Raw genomic sequence first — 17,616 nt, forward strand, 5'->3', positions numbered from 1 at the left:
AATACATCCCTTTTCTATAAATGCACAGACTAATCCTATTCAGAAGAATATTTCGTTTTTTAACGAAGATCTCTTACAAATAGAATTAGTTGATCATTGGGATGTTTTCACCCTTCCGTTTCGAATTTAAATAACACATACATACTCTATGTAAATCATTTTCTATGTATGCATGTCTACAATAAATATTCTAGAATGTTAATGGTAATTCCTCTAAAGAACGCATTAAATAATTACCTTGCCATTTAATGTCTTCACGGTTCCCTTTTATTTGTAGTTCAGGCATTCGATTAAATAAAGTAGTAATGGCAATCTTTGCTTCTAACTTAGCAAGTGGAGCACCTAAGCAGAAATGGCTACCATGGCCAAAGGCAATATGACGATTATTCTCCCGAGTAATATCGAATACTTCCGGATTTTCAAATACCGTTTCATCACGGTTTGCAGAAGCTAATGCAATGACAACCATATCTCCTCTTTCAATTGTTCGGTCGTGAATTTGAAAAGGTTCATCTGCCCATCTTGAAGTTGTAACTTCAACTGGAGAATAATATCGTAATCCTTCTTCAATAGCTGCATCAATTAATTTTGGATCTTCTTTTAATAACTGTAATTGATCCGGATTTTCGAGAAGTGCTAATACCGTATTTGTTATTAAATTTACCGTTGTCTCATGTCCCGCCACAATTAGTAACATAATCATTGAATATAGTTCTCGGGCGCTAAGTTTATGCCCTTCATTTTCCGCAAGTATTAATGCACTCACCAAGTCTTCTTTTGGCTCTTTTCGTTTATTATCAACTAAATATTGAAGATATGTAATAAACTCAGATAGTTGCTTTTCAGTTTCTCTTATTTCTTCTGGTGTTTCTGGGTAAGCAATGACAGCATGAGACCAAATTCTAAATTTCGCTTGATCTTCTTTTGGAATGCCGAGCATTTCACTTATTACAATAATCGGTAAAGGAAACGAGTAATCATCAACAAGATTTAATGAACTTTTTCGCTCGACTTCATTTAACAAATCATCTGCAATATCCTGTATTCTTCCTTCCAATTGCGTGATTATCTTCGGTGTAAAAGCTTTTTGTACGAGTGATCGTAAACGATTGTGGTTAGGTGGATCTGAATTTAGCATGTGCGTCGTTAAATAATCACTATTATCAACAGTAAGAAAGACATTCAATGTATCTTGAGAAAATACATTGGCCGGATCTTTTTTTAAGCGATTATCTTTTAATAGTGGCAAAGCATCTTCATATCTTGTAATAAGCCACTCTGCACCTAATTCAGTTTTATTTACAAATAAGATCGGTTGCATTTTTCGAGATTCTTTATAAATTTCATATGCATCTTCTTTAAACTGAGCTGAAGCTAAATTAATTCCATCCTCTATTCTTAGCCCAACTTTGTTTTTCATTGACATCGTATTCCCTCACTCTCATTTGTTTTTGAAAACCAACCAACATATGCATTATACTCTAATAAAAACGCGAAAATTGTAAATTTTCATTCAAAATCTCACTTCGTATATTGAAAAATAAAAAGTGAGAGAGTAAAATCCTTCTACTCTCTCACTCTTATTTACGCAAAGCACATAAAATTACTAATTTGCTGATAGCGATAACTTACTTTACGACGGCGACCACCTTGCCAAGTGTAACCTGAAACCCCATTTCTCCTCACTTCAGTCGGGAAGAACCATAAGTCCCTTCCGAAAGGACCAGGACGATGTAAACGTAAATATCCCCATCTTCCTAGACAGTTACACATCCATGATTTCATATTCCCTGCTTGTGCTGGAGAAGCAAATGTAGACGGTAACGACGGCGCTTGCGACGGTGGTGGTGACGTTGGAGCATCTTCCGCATCATCTGGTCTATAATCTTCTTGTTCCATATCTCTCACTTCATTTGTAGATTCATACCCGTAGTTTTGTGGATTATAATACATTCCTTGATCATATGGATAATTTTGTTGGTTATACATATTAACAAATCACCTACTTTTCATTCAGTACCTTTAACATTCATATGTAATATGCGCTCTATAGGAAGCTTATGTTATAGCCCAAATTCAATTTAAAAACCTCGTATTATTTAAAATACGAGGTTTTTAAAAATAAAATGTATTTATTATTTCCTTAACTTTACACTATAAAAACGCATTTCTTTTAGTGAACCTTCAAATTCAAATACGTCTTGTTTAATTAATTCCTTTAAGCGATATTCTAAAAACATATCGCCGACTAACTGCTCTACAAGACCAAGTGCTTCACCAATCACTCTAGGAGCTTTTAAGAATTCTCGATCAGCACCTACACTTTTCGCACATTCAATAATAAATTGATCAAAATAATCTTCTTGTACAGAATGCACTTCATTTTCTTTCCATACTCTTAAACATTCTATGCTATTCGATAATCTATCCCACTCATGTTCAAGCTTCATCCGCTTTTCTTCCGTTACATACGGAAATTCTGCAAAACTTTTTTGGAATAGAGCTAAACTTTCAGGTGATAATTCCCCTGTTCCACGAATATCATATTCTTGTTTTAATATTTCTTTACTTGCTTCAGATGTATTAATAATGCGAATATTTTTCTTATCTTTTAATTGCGCCATTACAAAACATAGGCCTACATGTTCATGTGCGTTATTAGCTTTCCAAATTGTAATAGGTGTTTCAATAGGAATAGTGTGTAGTTCTTCCAAAGTTTCTATAAACCTTGGTAAATACTCCTCTTCAAAATAACTATCATATGCAGTTAAGTTGTTTACTAACCATTTCTGTCTTGCTAGTTGCCCCTCATTCGTATGTAACTTATTTATCGGTCCGATTGAAAAGAATTCAGAAAAAGCGACAACTCTCTCTTCCAATCGTTCTTCTTGACTTAGCATATATTTTAAACACCCAGCAGTTGAATCATCAAAAGCTATATGTATGTGCGTACTTTCTTTTACATTTCTTTTATAAGATGTATTACTCGTTAGTTGCCTAGGAATATCTATCAAATTTTTAATTGAATCTTCACTATAACCTTCTTCTAATAAATTTAATTGAATCAGAATACTTTGAAGTAAATGTTTTGCTTCATCTTCGTACATATCCTCTACCACATTTTTGATTTTATCTATCACACAAATCCCTCTATTCATTTCAAAAATAACGTAGATTATAGTGTATCATTTTAGTATCACTCTTTAAAAGTTTTTTTAGTCAAATCATTTCTTACACAGATTAATGCAGCTATCTAAGTTTTTAATAAAATCTTTCTCTATCTCTTCCTCAAGCTATAGACCTAAAATATTTTTTGCTTCCCCGTTATCAATCACACGAAATCACAATAGTTGCTAAATAAATTTTAAATACTTTGTAAATCTTCTTATTTAAATGTATAATTATATAGAAAATAAAAAATACAGGAGCAATATTAATGGAGAAAGTACTTACTAATTATAAACATCATTTAAAAAATTGGAGGTTTATATTTATTTGTATATTACCTGCTGCGGCTTTATTATATACACTTGATGTTACCTTTGAACTACTGTTTCACCAAAATTTCTATTTGTCTAATTTAATTATTGCTGTCATTTTATTCTTAATATTTATTAACGTAAAAGATAAATTTAAAATCAAAGGTTAAAGAAAACTATAATTGAAACGAAACCGTTGTAGAGCTACATTTTTCATAAAAAATAAGAGCACCCTGCTATTGGATGCCCTATTGTGATTAGAGGTTTTTTCTGAGTATTGATTCGGACACGAAGATCTTGTCCTACTATTTAATATATGCTTGTACTTATTTTATTGTGCACATATGAAGTATCACTAAAAATCCTACTCAAATTTTCATTGTACAATTATAAATAAAAAAACATCCCCATGGATGTTTTTTATGTACACACTTTTAAGCTTCCATAAACTTAGCCGGTACACCAATTTTTTCAACTACAGAAGATATATTAGTGGGATTAATCATTACATTTTCAATACAAACTAATTTATTCTCTAATAACCCTTTCTCTGTAGTAATAAGTTCTTCAAATCGTTCTAAAGTCATTGAGAATTTGTGCTCACTTCCACCATTCATACTGACTTTTACATACTTCATAGTGTCACCGCCTCTCTTAATTATCTATAATTCGATAAGAATGCGCTTACATCCTTTTTTATTAAGGTATGGTTTATCACTTTCCTCAATACGTTTAAAATGATTTTGAGAAAAACAGCCAATATACACCTCTTATTCTTTTTTTAAAGATTCTCTAGAAAACAACACTCTGTCTTGTCTTTTTTGTATGAGATTTTTCATTTTACATATACTACTTTTGAACCTGCATACCAATGCAAACCATTTTGGTGTTTTGGATTTCCCTTCCTGGGATAAGTATTTTTTACTTATCCCTTTTTTGTATAGATATGTATATTTAAGGTAAAACTAAGTACAAGCAGTTTTTCTGTTTATTCGTAGTTCTTAATCAAAAGACTTTTCTCCTTTAAAGGACAGTAAATTCGACTACTTGTCCTTTTTTATTTACATTTCACACGTCATTTTCGTCTAATTCTAAACATTCTATTAGGACTCCTAAATAGCCGATATTTATACTCATACAAAATAAGCATTTTTTGGTACTTTCCTTTTTGGGTTACACAACACAATAGTCATGACCAACGTATCGTTCTTCTTATCTCAAAAGGTCTCCTAAGTAACTAAAAAAGAACACATTAAGTTAAACTGCACCGAATATTTTAGCGCGCAGTTTTCATGCAGATGCACCAAATCAAAAATGGATAACAGACATCACAGAGTTTAAATTATTTGGAGAGAAACTTTATTTATCACCTGTATTAGACTTGTATAATGGTGAGATTATTATCTATAGAAATCAATTGAAACAATATGTCCGGACACTTGAATCAAGAGGTATTGTGCAGAGTATGTCCCGAAAAGGAAACTGTTATGACAACGCAGTCATGGAGAATTTCTTCGGGATCATGAAGTCAGAATTCCTCTACTTAAAAGAGTTTGAAAGTGTAGAGTATTTTAAAATAGAATTAGAAAAATATATAGATTATTATAATAAGAAACAGATAAAGGCAAAATTAAAAATGAGCCCGGTGCAATACCGGGGTCACTTCATATGTGGCTCTTTTTTAATATGATGAAGGACCATATTGATGAACTCAACACGTAATCGTTGTATACGAAATGGATAAGCCTCGTCCCCCCCTCATTTCCACCAACCATGGAAATGAGGGTTATACCGTAGTTACCATCTCACGGTTAATAGAATAATATCTAGTTGATATTGTTTCCACTTGAATAAACATTGCTTTTCCATACCAATTCCATCCTTTTTAGAGTAATAGTATCAGTATGTCCAAATTTTATAGATTTTCACACCAGAACCCTCTATTTCATTCCATAAGTCACAGATGCTTCTTTTATCTACCCATAATTTTCACTTTTATAATTAATTTTAAATGCTTCACTTATTACTAATCTGTGTTTCTTATATTTGATTACTATCCTCTATACTATTAATTTCTTCCATCTTTTGTTCAATCCAATTCATAGCCATTTTTGCATCTTCTTGAGCAATTTCTCCTCTTTCGCTCTTATACTTATGTGTTTCATAAGCCCACACTAATATGATTTTAACAAATTCAACTGTTTCTAATTTACATATCGGCTCAAATTCATCTTCTTCATCATAAAATGGATCCTCAATTATGGTAAAATCTCTAAAGGATATTATGCTAGAAGCATTTCCTCCATGTCTATATTCGGATATGTTTCCCCTCAACAAATCAATAAAATTGTTAATATCATTTTTAAAATCTCTTAACCTCCAAGGTATATCAGAGCCTAAAGGATCATTTATCATATTGGCAAATTTCAACGATTTTTCTTCATCAAAATCCATAACAACCACATTAAATTCTTCTATATATTTAAATTCATAATTATACTTAATCATTAAGAACACTTCCTCCAACTCAATATACTGGATAAGCTGAGATTACCTTATCATTCCTCAAAATCATCTCTATTGTCATTCCATCACTTGTTTTTCCAAGAAATCTATTGTTTTTTTATTTACTTTGTTATGAAAAGCCTCATTCACTGCATCTATTACTTGTTGAGGTGTCCACTCCCTTGGAAAGAATGTGGATTTTGGACCTTTTAATACCCCATCAATTTCAATTTTGGCCCTATAAACCCCATTTTTATCAGGTACACTCTCAGTCCCTGGAATAATCTTTCCACCCATCACATTCTCATGATGATACCCAACTGCTTTCCCACGTTTATTAATTTCCTCATGATAAATGTGTTTCATTGTATCAGTTTTATATTTTTCCGTACCCTGAGTACCATCCTTAGCCCCTTTAACTCAACCAATTTCTTCCTCAAGCTTTGAAATCTTACTTTGATTATAGGCTTTCGTCTCTTTATGACTTAGGGTGATTGCCTCTTCAAATATTAACAACTATAATTACAAGTAAATTAAAATAGACTTAAAAGGAATGAATTCTTTACAATACAGAATTCATTCCTCACTAGTTGCTTAAAATATTTGTCTAACTCTTTAGGTTCAATTCGCATTCAATATACCCTAAACATACATTAAATTTAAATTACCCTCCATATTTTTTAAATTCCTAAGAATGATGGAAAGCTAGCATACCCTGTAAGCTTATGCTAAATACCACTCTTCCGTAGAAAAATTATCAGCATTTGGATTTCCTTCTAACTCCCATTCGCTAATAAAATTAATTATTTCTCCTAAAATTAGATTTATATCATGATTCTTTATAATCAAACCTCTATGATTATTCCAAGTAAAATCAATTTCGATATTTATATTCAACTCATCCTCACATTTACTTAAAAAGTCATTCATTACTAAGGTAAAATATAAATTCACAAAATTATCAGAAACCCAAATTACGGATGATTCATCATTAACCTTCTCTATTCTAAATCTTAAATTATTGTACGCAATCCACTTTATATTACCTTGTATTTTTTCTTCTTTCATAATTATTTCCCTCCCATACTATGATATATTCCTGTCAAGACATCCATTGCTGAATTTGTTTTTAAACTGCCATATACCACATCTTCCCATCGACTGATATACATCTCTATAGAAAGCGCAATTATTAATAAAAATAACTTCAATTTATTTTATTAACCGTTCTCTTTACTTCGTAATTAAGTATTAAAATATTGTTGGTTATATTTTTGTAATAAAATGTAATCACACAAAACAAACGGTTTTTGATTGCACAGAAACCTTTTATTTGATATCCATTTCTTTATATACTTACATTATAATTGCCAATAAGAATGATAAAGATAGAAATGCACAAAGCGGTATATATAAAACAGTGTCCATTCTAGCAAAATGCGTATCTTTTTTTCGCTTAAAGATACCAAAATAATGAAATTCACCAATTACTCTTATAAAAAAACAATCATACAAATCCAGGAACCCCATTGAACAAATACATTAGGAACTGCAAAATAAACAACATTTGCTTGTTGTAATAAAATCATTGCTGCCATACTTAATAACAACGCAATGAACAATGTCATTCCTACACCTGGTGTAAACGCCTTTTCTCCTGATTTTGTTGGAATGACACTATTTGTCGCCCACTTACCTCCGAAAGCCCAGTAAACATGTAAAAAACTAACTAAGAATAATATACAGACAGAAATATATGTAATAATCAGCATTTTACCCTCCTATTATTTTATTTAAGTCCTCAACTTTAGAGTATGCTATGAATTCCTCATTAGCAATCTATATGTAATTACATAAAAAACCCTTTAATGATTTATCAATTCAATGATAAATCATTAAAGGGTTTACTGAAATTTATTATGCATTATACCTATTTCTACGACGTTCCATCCTCGTTTGTCCTTGAGCAGTACCTTCTTTATATGGATCTATTTGCTCTGTCATTTCATATGTTGCAGCTTGAGCTGGTTCTTCGTAATTATGCTCACGTATTTTTTCTGGCGTATTTCGTTTTGATACTTTTCCACCAAACTTAAATAATTTGATCTTTAATTTCGGTAATCTAGGAAGTGGAATCTTAAATGATAATTTTTTGCGCTTCTTTTTTTGTTGAAATAGATTTATATTTTCTTTATTATCATCCTGCTCTTTACGATGTAATAACATCGCAAGTAATCCACCTAATATAAGTCCTCCAACTAACAGTAGAAGATATAAGTAATGACTTGTCATTAAACTCGACATACGTTCAAGTATGACTAATGACTGTACTTCTTTAATATCCCAAAGTAAAGCGGTCCATAATGACAATAAACCGAAAGTAAGTCCATATGTACGAAAACGGAATAAACATGGAATTAAAGCGATACAAGCGGCAATTTTCGCATTCGCTATTATGGAGCTTGTTGAAATATCCTGATGCCAAATGACTAACAGTAGTGTTATGAATGGCGCGTATGCTATCCAGCTACATATACGTGAATATATTTTTTTCGCAAAATAACTACCGAAACTAGTAAAAAATAAAAGGCCTCCAATATATAAAGATTGTTCTAGTGGGATTTGCTTCATAATTCCTGCAACTGGAAAGAGGCCGCTTAATAGCATCAATAACACATCTAATTTCTTCACAATTCCTCATTCCTTTCAAATTTCTTTCGAATCAATTCATATTGCTTTTCCAAATGATGAAGTTTTTATTTCTAAAAAACATCTTAATCCTGTATGTAAATAAAGTAAATACGTAAAAGAGAAGATACATGACAAAAGATATACTTATTTACATGAAAAAATGACAAATCCTGATCGATATAATGAGCAGGATTTGTCTATTATTATTTAAAGTAGAATAATTGAATCTTTCTTTTCTATTTTTATAATATCTACATCCAATTCATCATCAAACTCTTTAAACTCTCTTGCATCTATATCCGTCATATAGCTCTTTATTATTTTCGCCATATGCATAGAATATGGCATGTGTATATTCTTTTCCAAAAGCATACTTGAATTACAGCACATATAATGTACCATTTTGGCAATATAGTTCCTTTCAACCGCTTTTACACCTAGCGGTAAAATTTCGAGTATGTATCGTTGCAATGTTTCATTACCATTAATCGAATATTCACCAGTGCTATAATACATTCCTTTTTGATCTGTGTATAAACTTGTGCCATCCAGTACATCATCACATTCTATCGCACCGTATTTTGGTACATCAAAAGATGTATTTATTCTTATAATGTTTAAGTTTGGTACCTTTAGCACATCAGGGACAATCTCTGGTAAAATATCTATATCAATTTTTTTATTTTGCAACTCTTTTATCCAATATTTTCTTAAATGCGCATCTATAATGAAATACACTTGTTCATTTTGCTCTTTTGCGTGTTGTAAAATTCCCGTTAGTGTTTCAGAGACAAATTGTTTAAATTGAATTCCCATGTCATTTCTTTTTGAAGGCTGTGGTAAAAAACTATTATGTTTATTTATATTTAATAATAAACGATCAATCGTTTGCCATTCTGTATTCCCATATAATTTATATGAAATTTCTTTACCTTTTATTTGTGAAATAATAGGTAAGAAATCAAATTTCGAGATTCGTTCAATTGATAAATTAACATATGTACAAGGTAAATTTATCTTATTCCAACTACGTTTCAAAAATCCTTTTTGTTCTAATAAACTAAAAATACAATTAATAATTGTTTTACGAGATACACTTTGACCTATAAATAAATTAATAAATGCCGAAATACGGTTTGTTCGTGCGAACCCTTCTCTAACGATTTGCTTTGGATCAATTTTTTCGCGCCCATCACAATTTTTCATTGCGATTAACGCCAATGTCGCATCATTACGCTCACCTGCAGTAGCATAGACCGCTTTCATAACATCCTCTACTAAATTTGTTTTATATTTCTGGCAATATTGCATTTTATATGGGTTTTGCAATACTTTTTCAATATTATATTTTACTATTTTTAACAATACTGGAGAATCTGCATTTAATACATATGAAGACTCACCAATTTGAGCTAACACAATTTCACTTTCAATTAACGCTTGTTCTACTTCCATCGATATTTTTTCAGACCATATCTCTAACGTTATAGTCTCTAATCCTTTTGGTGCAATTAAAGGGAATAATTCATTTTCATTATTTGTTGCTATCTTTTTACATTCTGGTAGTAATGTGAAATAAGAGAATTTTTGCTGAAACCATTTAAAAAGATACTCACTTTCCTTTACTTTAATACCAGGTTTTATTTTTGTACCTTGAACTTTATATATTCTCTCATTGTATGGAAGCAACACCCTAATATTTGCTCCTAGCATATAATCTTTCGGATATTGAAGAATATGCTCTAATTCAACTTCTCCACCTATATGAAAATCATCTTTTAAACTTCTAAATATTTTAATCCATTTTATGCCGTTTGTAGCTTGTTGTACTTTTAGTTTTACAAATCGTAATTTTGTATTATTCGATGAAAATTCTGGAGTAGAAACCAATATCATGCCCCGTTTTCGTCTTAATAGCAAAGGAATATCTGGATGATTATATTCTTGATAAAACCTCCGAATTCCTATTGAAACATTTAATAATGGAATATTCTCGCCACCGCGCGTGATACATTCGAACCGATATACATAGGCGAAATAATCTTGAGTTTTTTCATCTTTAATAGGCTCTGACATTGCCTCACAAATATTTTGTGATCTAAGAGGAGAAAAATATATATCTTCTTCGTTGATATTCTCTAATCGTACAGGTTGTTCACAAAAAATATGTGAAATTAAAGCAGGCACCCACTTAGAATATATTTCATTATCATGTAGTACTGTTACATTAGAAATTAAATCGTAATGCCATTCATATTTTGGCGATTCTATTAATTTATTAGGTTTCCAATCATGAATCACCTCATACCAACTTTGGAAAATATAATCGAGTTGTTCTTTTCTAATAGGTTCTTTACATACAATCCATGGTGTATTTTCATTTAATACATACGGATTATGCTGAATAAATAATATATCAGAAAACATATCATATAATCTTTCATTCAATCGTTTCAACTTACTCGTTAATAAAAATGTTTTATAATGTATCTCTACAATGTCGAGCCATTCAATAGGGAAATATATAAATGATACGCTTTCGTTTAAAAGAGGTTCTACTATATTTTCAAATGTTAACAACTTTAATTTTTCCATAAGATGATTACTTCCTTTCTTCATTTGTCTTGATCACAAAAAGCTAGAAAAATTAACTCTTAATCTAATCGATTTATACCAAGTATTTAAAAGAAAAGTAAAAACATTCCTCCGAATAATATATTATTAAAACGATTTATTTAAAAATTAAAAGTAATTATCATATACGACACCTCTAATATTTTTATTTTAATACATTCGAATTATATAATATAAATGATGTAATGTATTTAAAATTTACAATAATTTTACAATAAAACTAAAAAAGAACACCTTAAGTCGGTGCTCTCCTTACAAATATCAACCATTATGTAATTGAACATATAGATAACATTAATCCTCCAAATGAAATTGCTCCTAGTAAAACTAATACAAATCCTGTTAAACAAATACAATCAGCAAGACAAATGGATGACTGCGATAATGGAACAAATGACCTACTTGTACTTGATCCATATTGTTTTATTTTCTCATAATTCATATCTAACATTACTTGTAGACATGCTATACCTTCCTCAATAGAATGAAGAGATTCTTTTTCTAATCGATCCAATAATTTACTATTAAAAGTAATTGGAAGAGGATACGGTTTATCTAATTTCATATGTTGATAAATTAATTGTAAACGAGATAATATATTATTTTTCTTTTTTTCACATGTTACTGTGTGTTTCATTTTATTAAATTCATTTAATAACAGTGTCAATTCATCTCTGTTTCCGTATAAATCCCTTGCTATTTTTCTCTTTAGTTTGTACGAATGGATAATAGATTTAAGTTCAATCATTTTAATACACTTCCTAATAGAATTTTACTTACCCCAATATTTTAAAAATAAACAGTTATTTTAAATCTTATTTAAAATACACTCAAGTATCTTCATTTACTATCGATTAACATTACATTAACCTTACATAGTTGTAATAATTTCTTTCGCTACCCACTAACTAGAAGCAACAGATTCCTTATTTGATGGTAAAAATATAAAAAAGCAATGATTAGGTTTCAAGTCTAGTCATTGCTTTATATATCTTATCTTGATTTACAACTAAAAATCTAAATATCATTCTTTCACTTGAATGCTACATGTGTTTTTATTAAATTCTTTAATAAAAATTATATAATACTTCACTATTGGATTCCTTTTTTCTCTTATCAATATTCATATGTTACAATAGTACCAGTTGTATCAGTAGTACCATTAAAACCACTAAAACAATTAGAACAACTACCACAACTACCACAGCCACCACAACCGCCACAACCAAAACAACCGAAGCAACCAATACAGCGGAATCCGCCACAACGAAATCCACCACAGCGACCTCCACAACCTCCACAACGACCACAACCGCCACAGCGACGAGCAGCATCTTCAATATAATAATATGGATATTGGTTTTGTTGGTCCCAATACACAATATTTCCAGATTGGTAATCATTAAGGCTTAACGCTTGTAGTTCTTGTTGAAACTTATTCATTTTCATGACCTCCGTTTATAAACTTCAATCTTTTCAATGCTTTCCTATATTTCTGTTCGTTAAATCTAAGTAGAAATAGCGCTATAAACTAAGTTCAATACGTACCCTTACAAAATATGACCTATCACTAGATGATGCACCTTGTTCATACACCTATTTTTAGGTTATTTTTCCCATGGGCTCATTTTTATAAATTGAAAAAAGACGCACTTAGATTAATGCGTCTTTTTGCGATACTTCTTTTGTGAAATCATATACACAGGTATTATCCATACCTGTGTATAGCAATACCCCTACCCATTATCCCATTACATCTTCTACTTCTGTATTCACTGGCCACTTTTCTAAAGTATAAGCCATTTCCCAAAATGAATATTCATATTGACTGCTAATAATGAAATGCTGTTTCATTCGCTTACGGTCAGACTCTGTTACGTTTTCAGCGATAGTATCTAATCTTGTAATTTGCTCTTCAACTAGCGTACGGAACCAATCAGATCCATAAGCAGAAATCCATTCGTTATAAATTGGCTCTTCTGGCTGACACTCTTTTAAACGCTCACCAATTTCATAATACAACCAATAGCAAGGTAAAATTGCTGCAATGATATCGCCTAAATGTCCTTCATACCCAGCACGATACATATGTGAAGTATAAGCGTATGCAGTTGGAGCAGGGATAAAATTATCTTTTTCTTCTTGTGTTATCCCTAGTTTCTTCGCAAAATTCTCATGTAAAGATAATTCCGCCTCGTATGTATTTTGAGCATGGTGTGCCATACGAGCTGTTGTTTCTAATTCCAGTGCTTTTGCAGCTCCTAAAGTTTGTACTCTAGCAAAGTGACTCAAATAATAGGAATCTTGAAGCACGTAATAGCGAAAACTAGCTAAATCTAAAGTTCCTTCACCAAGTTGTTTTACAAAAGGGTGATGAAAACTAGCTTCCCAAATTGAATCTACTTCTTGACGTAATGATTGTGAAAATTTCATTTAAATCCCTCCAATAAAGTATAAAATTTAAGTATTTACCCACAGTTATTAAATCTGTAAAATAAAAAAACTTTCTTTACAAACGTAAAGAAAGTGAAAGTGACAGTATTTATTCATAAAATAGTAATGTCTTCCCACTTCCCTACGCTAGTATTAACCAGATCAGGTACTAAGAGTCTCAAATTCTCATTTGATCTCAGCCTATAATAGGCCCCCCTAGTGGATAAATATTTAATTTTCGTATTGTATTCATCATAACACACTTCATGTTACTGTCAAAAGTATTCATGATACTGCTACTTAAAACCCTTCTTCTTCCCTTACTCTTAATGAAGTTTCAATAATCATATCTAATAGTTTACTATAATGAATTCCCGCAGCATCTGCACTTTTTGGTAGTAAACTTGCTTGTGTCATCCCTGGTAATGTATTAACCTCCATTACATATGGAATACCGTCTTTCACCATCATATCAACCCTTGCATAAACACTACATTTTAATGCTTTATAGCAAGCCAATGACGCTTTGTTTACACGTTCTTTCAATTCAACTGGAAGTTCAATAACTTCTTCAATAGTACCAGCATCATCATATTTCGCATTGTAATCAAAGAACTCCGCCGCGTGTCGAATTGAAATGATGGGTAACTGTTTTCCATCAAAAATGGAACATGTAATCTCGTCACCTTTTATATACTTCTCTATTACTACTTCAGAATCCCATTCAAACACAGTTTCCAGCATTGAAATTAATTCGTCTTTATTATAGACAATCTTTACTCCAACACTTGATCCACCAGAGTTTGGTTTTACAACTAACGGAAATCCTAACTTATCTAACTCATCAAGATTTAGATCCGCCATTTTTGTAAGTTCAATCCAATCGGGTGTTTCTATACCTTCATAGCGTAAAATCTTTTTCGAAATATTTTTGTCCATACATATACCGCTAGATAACATATTGCTCCCGCTATAAGGAATACCTAAACTTTCAAGCGTGCCTTGAACCGTCCCATCTTCCCCGTATTTTCCGTGTAATGCGAGGAGCGCAAAATCAATGTCTTTCGCTTTTTCGATTAAATCCATTTTTTCATTTAACGTAATTGGTACGATTTCATATTTATTTTTATCTAAATTTGCAATCATTTCATTTCCAGTCATAATTGATACTTGTTTTTCAGAGGATACTCCACCCATAATAACGCCAATTCTCATTTCCTCAACTCCAAATTTCATTTTTTATTGTATCACCGATTATTTTGATTCCACGAACTATTTCTTCTTCTTTCAGACGTGAAAACCCTAATCGAAAAGTAGTCGCTCCTCCTCCATCAGAATAAAAAACATCTCCAGGAGAAAATGTAACCCCTTGCTCATAACACTTTTGTAAAAGTGTGCGGGCATGAATTTTTTCTTCTAACTCTATAAATAAATGAAGTCCACCATCACCGGTCATTCTTTGAAACGGAATGTACTCGTTACACGCCCCAACAGCTAACTCATATTTTTTCTTATAAACTGATCTTGCCTTTTTTAAATATTTTTCAAAATATCCTTCATGTAAATATTGAAATAGAACAGCTTGATCTAACGTAGATGTGTGAATCGTTCTTGCTCTTTTTACACTTTCTAAATGATGAATCAGTTCTTTATCTGCGATAATCCAGCCTACACGTAAACCAGGAAAAAGTACCTTTGAAAAGCTACTAATATAAATTACATTATTACCAGCGCCAGCAAAAGTTAATAATGGTGCTAAATGTGATCCTGAATAACGTAGCTCTTCATTAAATCCATCTTCTATAATAGGAATCTTATATTTTGAAAATAATCTCATCAGTTCCGTTCTTTTCTCCGAACTCGTAACTATACCGGTTGGATTATGATAGGAAGGAATTAAATACGCAAAATCAAACTCTTTTTCACGCAAGCTTTTTTCAACTTGATTCGTATCAATACCATCCTCATTCATATCAATACCATGAACTTCAAGTCCATGTAAGCGGAACAGCTTCAACGCAGCATGGTGAGTTGGATTCTCACAAATAACTCGACCTGATTTCTTCGATAACGAGGATAGTACGATATCTAATCCTTCTGTAAATCCATTTGTAATTAAAATATCTTTGTTCGAAATATCTACACCTTTCATTTCCATATAATGAAGTAGATATTTCATTAACGGTCTATAGCCTTTTGCGTATCCGTAGTTTAATACGACATCACCTTCAATGGACATACGAGTAAGAAAAGCTCTTTTGAAATTTTCCACATCAAATAGCTTTTCGTCCGGAGCGATGCTGTTAAAAACAATCATTCCTTTTTCCCAGCGGACACCATGTTTCATTAAATCTAATTCATCCGCTAACAAGGTAACTGTATTAAGTTTATTTTTCCAATCTATTTCAACAGACGAAGTGTTCGATATATCAACCTTCGCTACAAAATTCCCTTTACCTTTAACTGCATAAATGAGTCCTTCTTGCTCTAAATCTGCATAAGCAGCGAGTACAGTATTTCTGCTCACACTTAATAATTCACTTAGTTCCCTTGTTGAAGGTATTTTTTGGTCTCCGAGCAAATGCCCTTTCATAATCATCTTTTTTAAATAATCTTTCAGTTGAATATAAACGGGACGGTCTTTGACAACTTTAAAATCTTTAAACAAATCCTTACCCCCTGCAATTATTTTTGCATATTTACTTCATTCTCAAAAGGTCCACTACATATGTATTTTTTATTAAGGGCGGTACGGTCTTATAAAGTGAAGGCTAGTAATCAATGAGGGATATTACCCCTCGTTAATACGGTACAAATCTTTACGATATAAGTTAATAATATCTTTAAAAGCTGCTGCTGCGGCTCCGCGTGGATTAGAAGCACCACCAATTGTAGTAACTTGCCCCATCGTATCTGTAAAGAACGTAATTCCTTTTTCTGTCCCATTTACTTTTGCTAGCGGATGATTTTTATCTATTTTGTACGGTTCCACATGAAGAGACACTTTACCGTCCTTATCCTTATATGCTGAAGCTATTAATTTAATATATTTATTTTGTTCCTTAGCATTTCTAATTTGTTGTTTTGTAACATGTTCGATTCCTTTTATATGTATATCTGTAAGCGTATTTTCTGTTCCCATTAAACTGTTTGTCAAAAGTAACAATTTACATGCACTATCAGAACCACTTACATCTAATATTGGGTTCGTTTCAGCAATTCCTTTACTTTGCGCTTCTTTCAGTGCTTCTTCAAACGTAATATCTTCCTCATTCATTTTCGAAAGGATATAATTTGTAGTCCCGTTTAAAATTCCTTCTATTTTTTCAATACGGCAACCAGCTAAACTAAATTGACCAATATCAAGTGTCGGTAATGCCGCAGCAGTTGCACCACTATATCGAATTCGTACATTTGCGATTTTTGCTGCTTCATTTAGTTCCCTCCAGTTTGTAACGAGTGCACCTTTTGAAATTGCTACTATATCCATTTGTTTCTCAATCGCTTGTTTTATATATTGTTTTCCTGGATTTCCATCTTTAAGATTTGTAACGGTTGATTCTACTAATACAGTTCCACTTATGCTAGTTGTTGCTCGTTCCCCTGGATGATGTTCAATATATTCTTCAATTGCAGCGCTACCGCCACCATACATTAATAAGTGCTGAATAGATAATCCGTCCTCATTATGTATTGCAATATTTCTACCTAATACGCCACTTACAACTAATTGAATCCCATATGTTTCATATATATATGAATATTTTTCGTTTAATAATTTTACAAACTCTCTGCCAACTGTTCCATATCCTGATAATACAACTTGAATTCTCATAATATACCCCCATATTTTTCTACCATATCCCTCTTTCAA

Annotated in this window: 16 protein-coding genes, 3 pseudogenes and 1 riboswitch; of the genes and pseudogenes, 2 read left to right on the forward strand and 17 right to left on the reverse strand. The window is 31.6% G+C overall.

All coding sequences use genetic code 11. From position 1 onward, the window contains the following. Nucleotides 1-190: 190 nt before the first annotated feature. From cypA to DN392_RS16300, 3 genes are all read right to left on the reverse strand, one after another. Nucleotides 191-1,426: a cytochrome P450 gene (gene cypA / locus DN392_RS16290; RefSeq protein WP_061671998.1), complete on the reverse strand. Its 1,236-nt coding sequence runs from the start codon at nt 1,424-1,426 to the stop codon at nt 191-193. A gap of 158 nt (nt 1,427-1,584) precedes the next feature. Beyond that, nucleotides 1,585-1,989, reverse strand: a complete 405-nt coding sequence (locus DN392_RS16295) for a hypothetical protein (protein ID WP_016087711.1) — start codon at nt 1,987-1,989, stop codon at nt 1,585-1,587. Nucleotides 1,990-2,135: 146 nt separating this feature from the next. After that, nucleotides 2,136-3,140 carry a DUF1835 domain-containing protein gene (locus DN392_RS16300; protein WP_064057202.1) on the reverse strand — a complete coding sequence of 335 codons (1,005 nt, stop codon included), beginning with the start codon at nt 3,138-3,140 and terminating at the stop codon, nt 2,136-2,138. A gap of 296 nt (nt 3,141-3,436) precedes the next feature. Here DN392_RS16300 and DN392_RS16305 point away from each other — a divergent pair, with 296 nt between their 5' ends. Next, entirely contained in the window at nt 3,437-3,649 is a 213-nt protein-coding gene (locus tag DN392_RS16305; RefSeq protein WP_064057203.1) for a hypothetical protein, read from the forward strand. A 264-nt stretch (nt 3,650-3,913) separates the two neighbouring features. Here the strand turns inward: DN392_RS16305 and DN392_RS16310 are convergent, their stop codons facing one another. Further along, a complete protein-coding gene (locus tag DN392_RS16310) occupies nt 3,914-4,117 on the reverse strand; it encodes a hypothetical protein (protein ID WP_016087715.1) in 204 nt (67 codons plus the stop codon). Nucleotides 4,118-4,743: 626 nt separating this feature from the next. Here DN392_RS16310 and DN392_RS16315 point away from each other — a divergent pair. Then, nucleotides 4,744-5,169: pseudogene (locus DN392_RS16315) on the forward strand (IS3 family transposase); the annotation flags it as partial. Nucleotides 5,170-5,193: 24 nt separating this feature from the next. Here the strand turns inward: DN392_RS16315 and DN392_RS16320 are convergent. The 13 genes and pseudogenes from DN392_RS16320 to DN392_RS16380 all read right to left on the reverse strand — a co-directional run. Continuing rightward, nucleotides 5,194-5,348 (reverse strand): annotated as a pseudogene (locus DN392_RS16320) (IS6 family transposase); the annotation flags it as partial. A 171-nt stretch (nt 5,349-5,519) separates the two neighbouring features. Beyond that, nucleotides 5,520-5,987, reverse strand: coding sequence for a hypothetical protein (locus DN392_RS16325; protein ID WP_064057204.1), 468 nt, complete (start codon nt 5,985-5,987; stop codon nt 5,520-5,522). Between the two features lie 75 nt (nt 5,988-6,062). Beyond that, a complete protein-coding gene (locus tag DN392_RS16330; protein ID WP_240317787.1) occupies nt 6,063-6,350 on the reverse strand; it encodes an EndoU domain-containing protein in 288 nt (95 codons plus the stop codon). 357 nt (nt 6,351-6,707) lie between these two features. Then, nucleotides 6,708-7,052, reverse strand: coding sequence for a hypothetical protein (locus tag DN392_RS16335; protein ID WP_064057205.1), 345 nt, complete (start codon nt 7,050-7,052; stop codon nt 6,708-6,710). A gap of 288 nt (nt 7,053-7,340) precedes the next feature. Next, a pseudogene (locus tag DN392_RS16340) lies at nt 7,341-7,756 on the reverse strand (DUF3995 domain-containing protein). Nucleotides 7,757-7,901: 145 nt separating this feature from the next. After that, on the reverse strand, nt 7,902-8,675 hold the full coding sequence (locus DN392_RS16345) for a DUF3959 family protein (RefSeq protein WP_064057207.1): 774 nt from the start codon (nt 8,673-8,675) through the stop codon (nt 7,902-7,904). Nucleotides 8,676-8,882: 207 nt separating this feature from the next. Further along, on the reverse strand, nt 8,883-11,270 hold the full coding sequence (locus DN392_RS16350; RefSeq protein WP_064470435.1) for an RNaseH domain-containing protein: 2,388 nt from the start codon (nt 11,268-11,270) through the stop codon (nt 8,883-8,885). A gap of 307 nt (nt 11,271-11,577) precedes the next feature. Beyond that, nucleotides 11,578-12,057 carry a homoserine dehydrogenase gene (locus DN392_RS16355; RefSeq protein WP_170828825.1) on the reverse strand — a complete coding sequence of 160 codons (480 nt, stop codon included), beginning with the start codon at nt 12,055-12,057 and terminating at the stop codon, nt 11,578-11,580. 368 nt (nt 12,058-12,425) lie between these two features. Beyond that, nucleotides 12,426-12,758: a heterocycloanthracin/sonorensin family bacteriocin gene (locus DN392_RS16360; RefSeq protein WP_096001635.1), complete on the reverse strand. Its 333-nt coding sequence runs from the start codon at nt 12,756-12,758 to the stop codon at nt 12,426-12,428. A gap of 294 nt (nt 12,759-13,052) precedes the next feature. Then, nucleotides 13,053-13,742 carry a thiaminase II gene (gene tenA / locus DN392_RS16365; RefSeq protein WP_064470436.1) on the reverse strand — a complete coding sequence of 230 codons (690 nt, stop codon included), beginning with the start codon at nt 13,740-13,742 and terminating at the stop codon, nt 13,053-13,055. A gap of 122 nt (nt 13,743-13,864) precedes the next feature. After that, nucleotides 13,865-13,970: riboswitch (TPP riboswitch) on the reverse strand. Between the two features lie 72 nt (nt 13,971-14,042). Beyond that, nucleotides 14,043-14,957: a D-alanine--D-alanine ligase gene (gene ddlB, locus DN392_RS16370; RefSeq protein WP_064470655.1), complete on the reverse strand. Its 915-nt coding sequence runs from the start codon at nt 14,955-14,957 to the stop codon at nt 14,043-14,045. Nucleotides 14,958-14,961: 4 nt separating this feature from the next. After that, nucleotides 14,962-16,410 (reverse strand): MocR-like pyridoxine biosynthesis transcription factor PdxR, encoded by a 1,449-nt coding sequence (gene pdxR, locus DN392_RS16375; protein ID WP_064459779.1) that lies wholly within the window; start codon nt 16,408-16,410, stop codon nt 14,962-14,964. Nucleotides 16,411-16,533: 123 nt separating this feature from the next. Continuing rightward, entirely contained in the window at nt 16,534-17,577 is a 1,044-nt protein-coding gene (locus DN392_RS16380) for a homoserine dehydrogenase (RefSeq protein WP_064470437.1), read from the reverse strand. Between the last annotated feature and the right edge of the window lie 39 nt (nt 17,578-17,616).

It is taken from the genome of Bacillus sp. BB51/4 (assembly GCF_008368845.1).
Classification (GTDB): Bacteria; Bacillota; Bacilli; order Bacillales; family Bacillaceae_G; genus Bacillus_A; species Bacillus_A wiedmannii.